The 15,028-nt window shown below is 39.9% G+C and carries 12 protein-coding genes; 6 read left to right on the top strand and 6 right to left on the bottom strand.

Going from position 1 to position 15,028, the window contains the following annotated elements:
* Positions 1 to 3 precede the first annotated feature (3 nt).
* The gene (locus J1905_RS07500) at positions 4 to 2,943 is read right to left on the bottom strand and encodes a DNA polymerase III subunit alpha (protein ID WP_214226653.1); all 2,940 of its coding nucleotides are present in this window, start codon (positions 2,941 to 2,943) and stop codon (positions 4 to 6) included.
* A 13-nt stretch (positions 2,944 to 2,956) separates the two neighbouring features.
* Entirely contained in the window at positions 2,957 to 4,096 is a 1,140-nt protein-coding gene (gene dinB / locus J1905_RS07495) for a DNA polymerase IV (RefSeq protein WP_214226652.1), read from the bottom strand.
* A 73-nt stretch (positions 4,097 to 4,169) separates the two neighbouring features.
* Here dinB and J1905_RS07490 point away from each other — a divergent pair, with 73 nt between their 5' ends.
* The 3 genes from J1905_RS07490 (at position 4,170) to J1905_RS07480 (ending at position 7,294) form a co-directional block, all read left to right on the top strand.
* Positions 4,170 to 4,979, top strand: a complete 810-nt coding sequence (locus J1905_RS07490) for an XRE family transcriptional regulator (protein WP_214226651.1) — start codon at positions 4,170 to 4,172, stop codon at positions 4,977 to 4,979.
* A gap of 156 nt (positions 4,980 to 5,135) precedes the next feature.
* Positions 5,136 to 6,233: a restriction endonuclease gene (locus tag J1905_RS07485; RefSeq protein ID WP_214226650.1), complete on the top strand. Its 1,098-nt coding sequence runs from the start codon at positions 5,136 to 5,138 to the stop codon at positions 6,231 to 6,233.
* A gap of 14 nt (positions 6,234 to 6,247) precedes the next feature.
* Entirely contained in the window at positions 6,248 to 7,294 is a 1,047-nt protein-coding gene (locus J1905_RS07480) for a hypothetical protein (RefSeq protein ID WP_214226649.1), read from the top strand.
* A gap of 18 nt (positions 7,295 to 7,312) precedes the next feature.
* On the opposite strand, the gene J1905_RS07475 is transcribed toward J1905_RS07480, so the two are convergent.
* Positions 7,313 to 7,891 carry a hypothetical protein gene (locus J1905_RS07475; protein WP_214226648.1) on the bottom strand — a complete coding sequence of 193 codons (579 nt, stop codon included), beginning with the start codon at positions 7,889 to 7,891 and terminating at the stop codon, positions 7,313 to 7,315.
* Positions 7,892 to 8,013: 122 nt separating this feature from the next.
* Complete coding sequence (locus J1905_RS07470; RefSeq protein WP_214226647.1) at positions 8,014 to 8,883, bottom strand: LytTR family DNA-binding domain-containing protein; 870 nt, start codon at positions 8,881 to 8,883, stop codon at positions 8,014 to 8,016.
* Positions 8,884 to 8,965: 82 nt separating this feature from the next.
* Between J1905_RS07470 and J1905_RS07465 the strand changes: the two genes are divergently transcribed.
* Entirely contained in the window at positions 8,966 to 9,340 is a 375-nt protein-coding gene (locus tag J1905_RS07465) for a hypothetical protein (RefSeq protein ID WP_214226646.1), read from the top strand.
* Positions 9,341 to 9,439: 99 nt separating this feature from the next.
* Entirely contained in the window at positions 9,440 to 10,036 is a 597-nt protein-coding gene (locus tag J1905_RS07460) for an RNA polymerase sigma-70 factor (RefSeq protein WP_214226645.1), read from the top strand.
* Positions 10,037 to 10,148: 112 nt separating this feature from the next.
* On the opposite strand, the gene J1905_RS07455 is transcribed toward J1905_RS07460, so the two are convergent.
* Both J1905_RS07455 and J1905_RS07450 read right to left on the bottom strand, forming a co-directional pair.
* Positions 10,149 to 12,341, bottom strand: coding sequence for a T9SS type A sorting domain-containing protein (locus J1905_RS07455; protein WP_214226644.1), 2,193 nt, complete (start codon positions 12,339 to 12,341; stop codon positions 10,149 to 10,151).
* Between the two features lie 52 nt (positions 12,342 to 12,393).
* Positions 12,394 to 13,374, bottom strand: a complete 981-nt coding sequence (locus J1905_RS07450; RefSeq protein WP_214226643.1) for a T9SS type A sorting domain-containing protein — start codon at positions 13,372 to 13,374, stop codon at positions 12,394 to 12,396.
* 322 nt (positions 13,375 to 13,696) lie between these two features.
* Between J1905_RS07450 and J1905_RS07445 the strand changes: the two genes are divergently transcribed.
* Positions 13,697 to 14,902, top strand: coding sequence for a FecR family protein (locus tag J1905_RS07445; RefSeq protein ID WP_214226642.1), 1,206 nt, complete (start codon positions 13,697 to 13,699; stop codon positions 14,900 to 14,902).
* Positions 14,903 to 15,028 lie beyond the last annotated feature (126 nt).

The following is a 15,028-nucleotide window of genomic DNA, read 5'->3' as shown; positions in this document are numbered from 1 at the left end:
CTTCTACACACTCCGTGGATCAACCTTTATCGGCAACCTGGCTACCTTTTCAACTTCAATAGCAGGATACCCAAAGTCCAGAACTACTTTTCCCATGACGAGGTAAACGCCATTGCCATAAAGCGGCCATTTAGCCAAGGAAGGAGGGAAGTGTACAGTATCAAAAAAGTTCCCATCTAAATCGAAGAAGGTGCCGAATTTCATGACTTTGCCATTTTTTGTTTGGACGTATTTGTCACAAACAAAATCACCTACCATTCTCACGGTCTGACCTTCATATTTTGCCAATGATATTGTAGGAATATCCCCTCGGAAATCTGTCTTAGCCAAATCAAACATAGAACCGGTTACAGGAAAGCCGATTAACTCAATTTCATCATACATGTCTTCGAGTACCGATGTTTCTAATTTGGGCAATACCGGTTTCCTCGTCATGGATTCAAAGAGCAGGTTACTATCCTTGTCGTGTTTTACACCGTTCATCAATATATGCGCTTCCCAAAGCAATTCCTTTTTGCCTATTCCCGTAAAACGGAATGCACCAGACCGGATCAGCACAATCAGCATTTCCAGTCCTGCACCTGTTCGCAGTACGAAATTTTCAAGACTTGTATAATCGCCATTCCGTAAGCGTTCCTGTTGAATAAGCACTGCGAGCTTGTTTTCCAAATTCAATAAGCAGTCAAAGCCGAGATAAATGTCGATTCCATAGATACAAGTATTGAAAGCGCTTTTATTGATACATGGCAGGCATATATTCCCACCTGCTTTCTTCGCCTCATTAACGTACACTTTCCGTTGATAAAAGCCACCATAGTTATTTAAAACGGAAACCATGAACTCCAACGGGTAATAAGTCTTCAGGTATAAACTCTGGTAGCTTTCAACTGCAAAAGATGCTGAATGCGCCTTGTTGAAAGAGTATCCAGCAAAACTTTCCATCTGCCGCCATACTTCTTTTGCTATATCATTGGGATGACCAACAGCTTTGCAGTGTTCAAAGAACTTATCGTGTATCTCCTCCATATGCTTTTTATTCCGGCTTTTGCCACTCATCATACGACGTAAAACGTCAGCATCTGCCAGGTCAAGACCACCGAAGTGGTGACCTACCTTCATGACATCTTCTTGGTACACCATCACCCCATAAGTTTCTTTAAGTTGCTGTTCCATGACAGGATGCAGGTACTGTACTTTTGATGGATCATGATGCCTTTCGATGTATGCCTTCATCATACCGGATGAGGCAACACCTGGCCTTATGATAGAGGATGCTGCAACCAGTGTCAGGTAATCATCGCATTTTAACTTTGATATTAATTGTCTCATTGCGGGCGATTCGATATAAAAGCAGCCAATGGTATTTGCGCTACGGAGCTGGCTTGCGATTTTAGGGTCTTTAAAAAAACGTCTCGGGTTAGAAGTATCCACTACTTCACCACGATTCTCCAGGACAATATCCTTGCAGTCTTTGATATGACCAATGCCCCGTTGGGAAAGGATATCGAATTTTTCAAAGCCTATATCTTCCGCAAGGTGCATATCGTATTGCACGGTTGGTAATCCCTTTGGTGGATAATCTAATGCAGAATAACAGGTAAGGGGCTGCTCGGAAATAATGACACCGCTTGCATGGATGGTACGTTGGTTGGGAAAGTCGGCCATCTGATCATAGACAGATAGGATCATATTCGTGATCTCATTTTTATTAAGCATGTTTGCCGGATCATGTACCAACCGGTCAATGTCCCCTTTAGGAAGGCCATAAATCTTTCCCAGTTCCCTGATAATACTGCGGGAACGGAAAGTACTCATGGCACCCATGAGTGCGGTATGCCCGCTTTGGTAGCGGTGGAAAATATAATCATAAATCTCGTCCCGATCCTGCCAGCTAAAATCTACATCAAAATCAGGAGGGCTTTTTCGTTTGGGATTTAGAAACCGTTCGAAATAAAGATCAAGTTCGATCGGGCAAACATCCGTTATCCCCAGGCAATAGGCAACAATCGAATTGGCACCACTTCCCCGCCCGACATAATGAAAGTTTTTGGAACGGGCATATCTACAAATATCATCTGTAATCAAAAAATAAGAGGAGAAGTTGAGGTTGTCGATAATGTCCAGCTCCTTAAGCACACGTTCTTTCGCCATTTTATCAGAAGCCCGATAACGCCTTTGCAGTCCATCCAGGGCATACTTGCTCAGCAGTTGTTTATCGTCGTAACGGTTGCCTGTAAACGTTTTCTTGTTCCGATGTTCATTGAAGTCAAAATTGAAGCGGCAATTATCTAAAAGGTTTTCCGTATTACGAATGATCAATGGAAAGTCTTTGAATTTTTCAAGCAATTGTGTCTTTGATGGGAAGACCTCGAAGCTGTCCGCAATATGCTCCGGCTTTAATTGTGAAATTAAAATATTATGGTCAATAGCCCTGAGCTGTGTATGTAATTTTTGTTCGGCCGAAGAGCTGAAGGTCACTGGCTGCCAAATAACATATTTTGCCCGTTGCTGGTCCGTAAACATCCTGATTTTATTTAAATGCATGTGGCGGATGCCAACATACTCGTATTCCCTTAAAGGTCGGTGGAGCATTTTTCCGTACGGGTAAATCACCGAAACATGATTGAACTCCGGAGCAAGTACCGGGAGTGGTTTCGCAGATTTATTCGATTCTGTAAGTAGTTCATTCATTTCCCGGAAGCCTGTTTCATTGCGTGCGATCCCAATAAACAGTAATTCATCACCGTTTCTGAATTCCACTCCTGCAAGACCGGTGATGCCTGCCTCCTGACATGCTTTAATAAAGATGAGCGAGCCAGTGCTGTTGTTGATATCCGTAATCACTGCAGTATCATACCCCCGTGTGACCAATCCTGTCACCAACTGGTCAATTGACAGTGTGCCATATCTCAGGCTATAATAACTATGTAAATTCAACAACACAAATACCTCCCGCTTATAAACTAATGCCCCTTAAAATTTTATTTACTCCATATTTTAACCTGATATGATCCATTGCTTGTGAAAGGCTGATGTCTTTAATGGAATCATTAAAAATATCAGCCTGGTAACTTCCGTTGATCAACCCACTGAACTTTACGCCAATTAAACGGATCAGCATCCTTCTGCTATAAAGCTTTTGAAACAGTTGCAATACTTTTTCTGATAGCACCCTCTCCGAACTGGTATAAGAAAACTTAACCTGTTTGGTATGAGTATCGAAATTACTATACCGGATTTTCAGGGTAAGGCAGGAGGTAAGCTTACGGTCTTTACGAAGGTCAAATGCCAGTTCATCTATCGTTGTCAACATGATCTTTTTCAGAAATTCCATGTCGATAGTGTCCTGCATAAAGGTATGTTCCTTGCTCATGCTCTTTTGTTCCGAGTAAGGTACTACTGGAGAATTGTCAACACCATTAGCTTTCTTCCAGATGGAGATACCGTTTTCACCAAGTACCTGCTGCATGGTTACAACTTCCATTTGTTGGAGGGTATGGATTCTTGAAATACCCATATTCCGTAGCAGTGTATAGGTTTTTTCTCCAACCATAGGTATCTTCCTTATCGAAAGAGGGGCAAGGAAGATCTTTTCATTGCCAGTAAGTACTTCCTGTTCGCCGCATGGTTTGGCTTCACCTGTAGCGATCTTACTGACTGTTTTATTAACCGACAACCCAAAACTTATGGGCAGGTTCGTTTCCTTAATAATCCTTTGCCGCAGTTCCTGCGTCCATTTCCAACAACCAAACCATTTGTCCATACCTGTTATATCCAGGTAATGCTCATCAATGGAAGCTTTTTCGACCAAGGGAGCTTGTTCCGAAATAATTTCCGTGACCATATTACTGTAATAGGAGTATTGATCATAATCACCCTTTACCAGCTTCGCTTCCGGGCATAGTTGCCTGGCCAAACGCATTGGCATGGCGCTATGCACACCAAATTTCCTGGCTTCGTAAGAGCAGGAAGATACTACCCCACGGTCTGAGGTTCCACCAATCAACACAGGCTTTCCGATCAGTTTAGGGTCCAGGAGCCTTTCAACAGATACAAAAAATGTATCCAGATCACAATGCACTATTTGCCTTTCCATAATTTTAGAATTATTTTCCCTACATTTGACACGATTAGTGACAAATAATTGTTACCAATAATAACAATACAAAATGAAGGAGCAAAAAGTTTTTTTCCCCAGCAATATCAGGTTCCTTAGGGAGCGAAAAAAATTGACACAGGAGCACATGGCTAATATATTGGGTATCAGCAGATCCAAGCTGAATGCCCTGGAGAGCGGGCAGACAAAAGCCCCTCAGCCGGAAGACTTTTTAAATTTTTCAGAATACTTTAAAATAAGTGTAGATACACTACTTAAAGTAGACCTGTCGAGGATGGGAGAACTAAAGCTTCGACAGTTAGAAGCTGGCAACGATATTTATATGACAGGTAGCAAACTCAGAATTTTAGCTATAACTGTCGATAAAAACAATAAGGAAAACCTTGAATATGTTCCTGTCAAAGCAAAGGCTGGATATAGTGCTGGTTTTAACGATCCGACCTACATTGCCAATTTGCCTAGTTTTTCCATGCCAAATCTTCCACATGGAACGACTTTTCGTATGTTCCCGACTGTCGGTGATTCAATGTTACCCATTCCGGAGGGCAGTGATATTATTTGTAGGTTTATTGAGAACTGGGCAGTTCTAAAACCGCGTACGCTTTGTATAGCAGTATTGAAGGGGGACCAGGATTTCGTTTTCAAACAGGTTACATTAGACGAAAAAGGATTATTGATGGAATCTTTAAATCCTGAGTATAAGTCCTACACGGTTCCAATTTCTGAGGTATTAGAACTATGGGAGTTCCAGCGCTTCATTTCAAATATTCTTCCCGAAATACAGCCTGATCTTCAAAGCATTTCAAAGGTTCTAAGAGAAATACAAGGCGATATTAATAGCATCAAGGAAAGAGTAGAGTAATACGATTGGGTCTATCTACCTGTAACGCGAGTATGAGCCTCAGTAATAAATTCAAGAAATACATCAGGAGCTTTATTTATTGAGTAACATTATATTGTCAAGTTGCAGTATTTTGATAATTTAGTCCTAGCCTTAGACCATTACATAAAAAACGTCATGCAAAAGCAACTTCGTAAGCCCTCAAACTGGCAGGATTTTGAAACACTCTGCGAAATTCTATGGGGAGAAATATGGAATTATCCAGAAATTAAGAAAAATGGGAGGAGTGGGCAGAATCAAAACGGGATCGACATCATAGGGAAATTAAATGGTGACTATATAGGTATTCAATGCAAAGGGAAAGACGAAAGCTTAGGTTCAAAGCTCTCCAAGGCCGAGATTGATCTGGAAGTTGAGAAAGCAATCACCTTTAAACCTGCCCTAAAAAAAATGTACTTTGCAACCACTGCAGATAAGGACGTGTTGATTGAAGAATATGTAAGGTTGAAAGATGAGGAAAACCAAAAGAAAGGTTTGTTTGAAATTCACCTGTTTAGTTGGGGAGATATATCAGGGCTTATTGACAGGAATAAAAAGACACATGACTTCTATGTGAAGTCTCAGCAATATCAAACTAATTACAGCGCCGATTTTGGTTTCAAGGAAGGCATCCAAATAGTAACAAGCATTAAGAGAATAAAGCATATCCGTAGCTATCGCCATAAACCAATTGAGCAGCCCGAATTACCTAAGCTTTTAAAACACCTATTTGACCCTAAACTAAATAACCTGATCAACACTATACAAAAAACAAATGCCTTTAGGCATAACAGGGTTAACCAGTCATTTATTAATTTTAGCCTATGCCTGAATAATTACGGTAGCTCACCCATAACCGATTACAAGATAGAAGTCGAGTTCAAGGAAGGAATAATTGATTTGAAATTTGATAATGTTTATGAAAGAGAGATTCCGCGTTTCGATGAAACGAATTTTCGGATAAAAAAAGTTGAGCAATTTAAATGGCAAATTAACCCTAGACGCAATGTATTGGTGCCTGAAGATAAAGAAATCTACAACAGCTTTTCAATAAGGCCAACCGGAGACGAAGGAACTATTCATTTGCATTGGAAATTGCTATCATCGCAATTAACCAAAGAAGGCAAACTTTCAATAGTATATAAGAGCGACAATTATATTGAGAGGAAATACGAAATTATTTCAACAGATCTTCCAGAGCGGGATGAAATAAATTACATAGATTATTTTGAATAACATTTAAGACAAAAATGAACCCGAACATACACATCACCAATCCTGGTGCATTTATTAAAACCCTTCAGGATGTCAACTGTGACAGTAGCGAAATGGGATATCTGGATAGTGAAGATTTCGAGATTCGGTTTTATGATATAGATCCGCCCTTGGAATATAATATCCCTGATAATTTCCCAAATTGCTGCCAATTTCATAAGAACGTTGCAACAAGGATAGAACAATTATATCAGCGGTTTCCCTTCTGTTGCCAGCGACATAGTAAACTAGCTGAACAAAGCTGGTTTAATAAAACAAATTATTCAGGGATTATTCAAAAGACCTTGTACGCAATAAGATATACTGAATGCCAAATTTGTACACGTATTGATGCAGAAGATTGGTATGAGGATATAACAGAATACTTTGAGTATTGTATCTATAGTTTTGGACAGCTACCTGCCGGCTATGCTATCGCATTGGGATTGGAGATATATCTTTCAGACGTAATTTATTATTTAGAAGACCTGAGTAAACAAAAACATGAGTATGAAGAAAAACTAAACAAACTGGTTCTTTATCTTAAAAATTATAAAGACGAAGAAAACATTGCAGAAAGGGCGGACATTAATATATTGATTGGTCATTATCAAAAGTGGCTAAAAATATTCCCCTTTGACATCTCTTTCTTTGCTCCATTAAAAAGTAGGTTTTCCAATATTGTTCCTATCCTTACGGGAGAAGTTTCTAACAACCGATACCTAAAGATTAGCAAGAGAAGGATAGTTTCGTTTGATCAACTAATTAAGACATTGGTTGATGTTACAACTGAAATTTTAGCATCAACAAGTTCCTACAAGCTGCTTGAAAAAGGGCAACTGACCGAAATAGAAAACAAACAAATAGAATTAGCGAATACCAAAAGAAGGTTGGAACTGGAAGTATTCACCGAGAAAGTAAAGAATGGACGAAAACAGTACATCAAATTGATTAAAAAGTGGCTTAAGGGGGAAGCTGAATATTTAAATACAGTAGGCCCTATATTAAGCAAATCGGTTCAAAACAACATTTTTATTGACTAAGGTTTAAACCGTTTTCAACTATTCTTTCGGCCAGTTGATGAGTTTCTTAGGTGCGTTAACATCAGAAGGGCCTACCTCACCAACAATAATTTCATTTTTATTGGCGGCAATAAAATAGGTTTTACCATCCTCGCCATTGAATTCTATTGTAACCCCTTCAAGTCTGTCGCGATGATCGAAAAAGAAATGTTGAAGTATTTTATCTGTTAAGCCAAAATGTTTGGCTAACCGCTCTAGCGTGGAAGCTATCTTTATCTGTGAAGTGAAATTACTAGGATAATTATCTAATTCATCCAACAGATCTTTGATAAAGGCTCTTCGTGTCTTTGCATTTGCAAAGGCCTTTAGGACTTCTTTTCTAATTTTGTCAGAAGCTTGAGCATTAGGGCTTTTGTTAACCTCACAAGTAACTTCCCGGCTACTATTTATTGGTATTCGCAAAACAGCTTCAACTTCTTTTCCATTTACCTTGGTATTTGTTCTTTTATCAATGTGAATATCTGTAGCGGAATCGTCCCATCTATCAATATGACCATTTCCTCTTTGATGAGCGTCGATACGTATCTTTTGCTTATTTATTAGTGGTTGTAGACTCATAAATTAAATTAAGTACATTTATTCAGAACCTAGGTTGCAGCTGTCTTGAATAATGATCTCTTTTTAGCTGATTTATTATATTCCCCTCAAAGTAGTAAATATTTGGATATTGTAGAAGGGTGTTAGGATTCTATCCATTGTTTAAATTTTACTGCCCTTTTTTGACTTACAACAGAATCTGTAGTCAATTGAGGCTGTAATTTTATATTTAGTTTCCCATAGGAAAGTAGATCATAGCCTTTGCAAGCCTGTCTGTTTATAATCAATTGCCTGTTGGCGCGAAAAAAATTGTCCTCTGGCAATTGTTGTTGCACCTCATCAAGGGTAGCATTGACAAAGTAATCCTCACCATTGGCTGTTCGTAAATAATTACTATCTCCCTCTCTGAAGAAATAAGCAATACCATCCACCGGCAATAATAAGTTAGCAGCTCCCTTACTAACCTGGAATGTATGTTTAGCTGTAGCTTGTGAACCAATATGGTCTAATGCCAGCTGTGAAATTGTCTTCTCTGCGTGAGACCACTTCAGGTAAAAATGATAAGCTACATAATAAAGGTTAATCAGGAGCAATTGCAATAGGATAAACTGAAAATCATATTTGAGGTAAGTTGTTTGAAAAATATTAATCCCCCTGGTTACAAAATAAGCAAATGCCAATAAAAAGGCACAAAAGGCAGGTATAATAAAGGCGAAAAATATTTGCGTTCCAGCCCGCTGTATGGGCAGCTCAGCCCAGTCGAATCGTTTGTCCAGTTGAATATTTATCGCCCTGATAATATAGAAGAGTATAGCAGCAATAAGGAAACTTGGTATAAGCGCGTAATAATAATAGGGCATGAGCAGCATCTGAAAGATGGACAATGTTTCGCCATAGGCTACGAGGATATGTGCGCCGACCAGACATGCAATCATACGGAAATAAATGTCGTTATATTTAATTGTAGTGAGGTTTCTGTAAGATGCAGTTCCTGTGTTGGGTTGGTTATACATTGATTTAGAGATGATTAGTCTTTGATTTGGTTTCTAAAAAAACGATATTAGGTTGTGATTATTATCCCTAAATATAAATCTAATGTCAAAACAACTTTTCAACGCAGTAGGAACTACTGCAAAAATATCGGAGCTGTATGCCCTTTCAGACACGGATCTCAGGCTTCAGACTGAGGCAATTCGTGTAAATTTTGAATCCTGGATGCATTGGCATTTTACCCTGAATGCACAACAAAGAACCTTTCTGGCATCAATGGAATATCCGCGAGTTCAGGAATTGGCTGAAGATCTTGCCGATTGTATTCAGTTCCGGCTTTTCCTGTCTTTCACATGGCCCCCATTGCGTCCTATAGGAAGTAAGTTCGTACAACCGGCAAGTACACTTGTCCGTACTTATAATCCGCCAAAAGGATATACGGTTACGGGCGAGTTAAGAATTGAAATCGGCTATAGGTAGCTTTAACCATAAGGATAGTTTATTTTCTCGGGGGCTAGGTTTTTTATCGCACATTTTATTGTTATATTAGTCTTGTGCAATTGTCTGGCAGTAGGAAAAGTGAACAGTTATAAAGCTCTTTCTGATAATGAATTGATACATCTGCTCCGGCAGGATGATGAACAGGCTTTGTCCGCTCTTTACCTTCGGTATTGGGATAAGCTGCTGTCGGTTGCCTGTCATAGATTAGATGATCCCGAAGGTGCCGAAGAAGTAGTGCAGGATATTTTCTTTGCACTCTGGCAGCGAAGAGCGAGTCTGGATATCAAATATTCCTTATCGACTTATCTTGCCGTTGCTGTGAAATACCGGATCATTAACCTTATGGACAAACAGTACCGTTTGCGTAATAAGGAAAAGCTATTGCCACCTGTCGTGGAATATGAGCTTTCATCTGAAGAATACATTTTTGAAAAAGAGTTGTGGGAGAGGATAGAAGCCTCCATTAAGCAACTACCATCAAAATGTCAGATCGTTTTCCGTATGAGCCGGGAAAAAGGCATGAGCAACAAACAGATCGCCGCTGAACTTGATATTGCTGAAAAAACAGTGGAAGCTCATATGTCCAAAGCCTTACGTGATATTCGAGGCAACCTAACCTTGGTTCTACCTACATTCCTGCTTACTGTTCTCGAACAAAATAAATTTCATTTATGATTCGTGATACAATTGAATGGGCAAAGTATGCTGGAAATGTTTTTATGTATCACCAGAAAAAGAAACGGCCTGCAAGATTAGACTTACAGGCCGTTCTACTTTCAAAAAAAGGCTATTTAGCAATAACTACCTTTTGCTGATAGGCTACCTTTCTTGCAATCCGTATCTCTGCAAAACAGATACCTGCATTTATTTGGGTCAGGTCTATTTTGGTGATGCCTGATTTAATTTTTTGTTGTAAGACCGTTTGTCCTGCCGCATTGGTCAGCATAAGGGTTGCATCCGCGCCAGTCCAGTTCACCCATGCATTATCCCCTGCCGGGTTAGGATAAATTTTATCGTTATTGTCGGTTAGAATTTTCACCATATTGGCTGTAACTTTTGGTATAATAACAAAGGGATCGTATTTTTTATCCTCGAATAGTGCCAGCAATGAACGTGCTGTTGCCCCTTCAAACATAGGATCATTTTCGGTTTCATATACAAGCCTCTTTTGATCCTGTGGCAAGCCTGCCCAATTATAATTATTTTGTACGAGCCATTGCTGAACGGGTTCCAGAGCACTGGTGCTTTCAAAGTTTTCAGGTCGTGAAGCCATGTTGAAAAAAAGGGCATCTTCGCCCGTCACTATAAGGTGTGCAGTATCCGGAGGTGAAAAAGAAAATGGAGGTTGCGGATTCCGTACCTTACGTGGCGGACAGGTATTGGTTACATTGGTCGTAATGGCAGCAGGGAAATTTCTATAAACCGGATTCTCACTGCTGAATGCCGGATTGTACTTATAAACAAATGAAGATGTCGTATTGAGCGATAAATAATTACGATAGGGGTTATTAGGGTTGCTTCCCAAAAATAAATTGGCAGCGGATGTGTCAACGCCAGAGTTTATTCCCGGGATGTATTGTTGATAATGGATACCATTTACAGGATTAGTAACACTGTCCTTTACTATAGCAATATCATAATTGGTACTTTTGATTGTATTACACAGAATTTTCAAGCCGCTGTTACCGGCTGCGTTTCTATTAGTGCCAATGCTTTCAATACCCACACCGACTAAAGGCACATTAACCATATTCCGATAAACCACATTGTTGAAATCACCGCAATTCATGACCACGATACCACCAAAATTAAAGTCTTGCGTAACAGGGCCTATATCATAGCCAATACGATTTCCTTCTATCACATACTCCCGGCAATTCCTTAGAAAGACAGAACAAAAGGTTACAGCTGGATTGGGGGTTCCGTTATTGGTAGGTATTGGCCCGACCATCTCGTTTCCAAGAATATAAGCGGGACCTCCTCCTCCCAATATGGAGATGTTGTTCACACAGGCAAAATGCGAATTACCGACAATGTTCAGGTACCTCACATTGGGGGGATTATTGATTGTTATCCCGTTTTTGAATCCCTCCAAGGAACATCCATTGGGATTGCCTGACAGTTGGTCAACGCACAGCATAGTATTCAGACCATTGATTGCTGTTGTGTTATTTACAAAATTGTAATTATCCCCGTTAGTGAGAGCGCCAATAAACGATTCGGCTTTGAAGGTACAGGAACGAAATGCAATAGTAGCGCCACGTAAATTGACAACATCGGGAGGCGTATAAGGGAAATCAGAGGTCAAGCGAAAGGTGCTGTTCTCAATGTAATCCGGTGTCCAAACCAAAGAATCCTCATTGGGAGGGGGCATTGAAAAATAATAACTTCCCGTCATATTAAGACTACGGTAATTGTTTAAGAATGTAGCATTCTGCGCATAGATTCTCCCTTTCACGAAGCCAATGATCATAGGGTTAAATGAGGTAAATGCACAATTCGCGTATTGAATGGTACCACCATTGATTTTGAGTACTGGGGGTGCAGTATTTATGAGACTACTATTACCTTCCTTACATTCAATGCCTTGCCACAGGCCACCCGTTGGGGAAGAAGTAAGAGAAGTAATGAGTGAATTGTTAAGCTCGATATAACCGCCAATATTATTAAGAACTGGAGAAGAAGAACGGAATTGTTGAAGGATGATCCGTTTACCATCTGCCATTCTTATTGTAGCACCATTATTCACAATCAATTTTGCGTTGCTGTCTATCGTTAATCCGTAATTGAATGTTATTATTGCACCTGGAGCTACCGTTACCACATTGCCAGGCGGAATGAAAGCGCCGCCGAGCGTTGTGAAATTGTTGACACCAGTAAGTGTCGTTGTTGTAATTGGCTGTGCACATAGGAGAACCGGGGAAAGCATGACAAGGAATGCGATGCCGTTTCTTATCCTTGCAATGAAAGTTTTTTGCATAAAATTGATTTAAGGGGGAAAATTTTTGATTGTTTGGTTGAAATGGTCGGGTTTATATTCTTAAGATCTTCTGTCTCTGTATACTTTTGTTTTGGTATCGCAATTCCAAAATATATAAACCCGGAGAATAGCTTTTTAATGTAATCCTTTCCGTTAAAGTTTTTAAGGAGAGAGTGACCAGTAATTTTCCCGTTATATCATACAGCCGTATTTCAGTATCCGATATCTTCCCGTTGAAACCCTTTAACCCTAAGAAAATTTCATCAGATGTGGGATTGGGGAAAACATTGAATTGGATTGAATTTTTGATTGCGTTTTGAATCGCCATTGTAATCGGATCGGGAGGGAAAATCATTGAAGCCGCACCCAATGCCGTTGCCTGAGGATTGCTACAAATTTCATGATAGTTGCCATCTGCTGTGTCTATCCTATAAAACTCTACATTGCCGGGGAAGCTAATTAAGCTATAGCCAAAATTATTTAAGTATGCAGTAGTTAATCCTGGCGTATAGAAGGTCGAATCGGGCAAAACGGCATCAACGTTTGTAACAGCAGAATATGTATCGTTCAACGTTATTTTGACAAAGTGGCCCCCTGCAAACATGTACAAGTCTTTCCCTAGCCAAGCAAGATCGCCATCAGTATTGTATCCTATATTACCGACCTGGCTTGCAGAAGCATCTGTTGTTTTAACCGATATAAGGTTCTGCATTGAAACAACCAGTAAGGTTGAATCGTTTAAACCGCCAAGTCCTGGGCTAAAGGGAATTTTCCCTACCGGTCTTGTATAGCCGTTGGCATAAATTTGATATAGGCTGTCGCTGGTATTTCCCCATAAATTTCCATCCGGAGTTAATGCAATGTCATAGAATGGGCGATTTGTATGACAGTACAATTCAGATGAACAATTATTTACATTCAGCTTATAGATAGTCCCACTGTCTGTAGTGATCCAAACAGTAGTACTATCTGCCTGTGCTTGTGCAAATACAGTGGTAAATACCAAAATAAGTAAGAGGATATAGTATTTCATATTGCATGAGTTTATAGGAGAGGGAAATACTAAAGAAAGCAGTTTTTGACTTATTCAGATTTAGAAACATGCCGAACATCCCTGATATCGGCATCCCAATATTAAAGTAAAATGCACAATCTTGTGACCATACACTTGGTAAGTATTAGAAAACAGCATTACTATCTCACTGAAAAGCAATAGGCTATGCCATCTCTGCTTTACTCATTTAATCGTATAATAATATTGAAAAGCAATGTTCAAATAGTATATATAAAAAAATAGGTATCCAAAAACTAAGGGTCGTTTCCATTTCCTCTGACTATAAAGGAAATCATGCACTATGGATAACGAGGAGAACAATGAATATTTAGAACTGCTGGCCCACAAATACAAACAAGGAACCTTAACAGAAGTGGAAGCAGTCTATTTTGAAAGTTGGTACAACAAACACCATGATGATCAGCTTGAGCTTCCCCAGGGATATAGTTTAAATCCGATAGTTATCCGCGAACGCATACACCAAAAGCTTAAACAACGTATCAGGGATGATCATAAAAAACATCAGCCAGGCCATTTCCAGATATCGCTTACCTGGCAACGAATCATTGCCGCAGCCTCCGTCTTAATTATTATAGGCTTCCTTGTTTATACTTATTTCTTACAGGAACCCAATACCATTACACCTGCTGCGACAAAAATTAGCTTAAATGTTGCTCCCGGTAGCAACAAGGCAACCTTAATGCTTGCTGACGGTACTATATTAGACCTGAATGCTGCTGAAAACGGTACCATCGCAACGCAGCAACAAACAAGTATTGAAAAAACTGCCGATGGTAGCATCGCATATAAATATGAAGGTGCCAAATCAAATTCTTCCCCTGATTTGTCGAACACCATCACTACCCCAAGAGGAGGACAGTTTCAGATCACATTGCCGGATGGCACAAAAGTATGGCTTAACGCCGCTTCCAGGTTGAAATACCCGGTTTCCTTCCTTGAGCAAAAGGGAACAGGTAAACGAGGGACGCGGATGGTTGAGTTGAGCGGCGAAGCCTACTTTGAAGTGGCAAAGGACAAAGCCCATCCTTTTATCGTGAAATCAGGTAAGCAGGAGGTTGAAGTGTTGGGTACCCACTTTAATATAAACAGCTACGAGAATGAAGGCAAGATAAGGACTACCCTTGAAGAAGGATCAGTACGGGTGAGTGCAGAGCATCGGAATAAGATAATTATACCGGGAGAGCAGGCCAGATTTGAGGCCGATGGAACCATCACAGTTAAACAAGCTGACCTTGAAACCGAGCTTGCCTGGAAAAACGGGAAGCTGAAATTCCGTGACGCATCGATACAACAAATTATGAGGGAAGTGTCCCGCTGGTATGATATAGACATCAGGTATGAAGGTGCAATCCCAGGTGATCTGTTTACGGGCGGTATCTCCCGCCAATCCAACCTCAGCAGCTTGCTGAAAATATTTGAGGCCAGCCAGATTAAATTCCATTTGCAACAGAATGGAAGTAAAAGGACACTCGTGATCAAACCTTAACCAATATACCGAACCAACCAAATGTTTCACTATAAACCCGACTGTATGAAGTAAGATCAAAAAAAGAAAATTTAGGTTTAATAATCCCCAGATAAAAAAAGCCGGAAGTGTTGTGACGAACACCTC

This window comes from Pedobacter sp. B4-66, assembly GCF_018492665.1.
Taxonomy (GTDB): Bacteria; Bacteroidota; Bacteroidia; order Sphingobacteriales; family Sphingobacteriaceae; genus Pedobacter.
The sequence above is the reverse complement of the archived record's forward strand: the minus strand, read 5'-3'. Positions and strand labels throughout refer to the sequence as shown.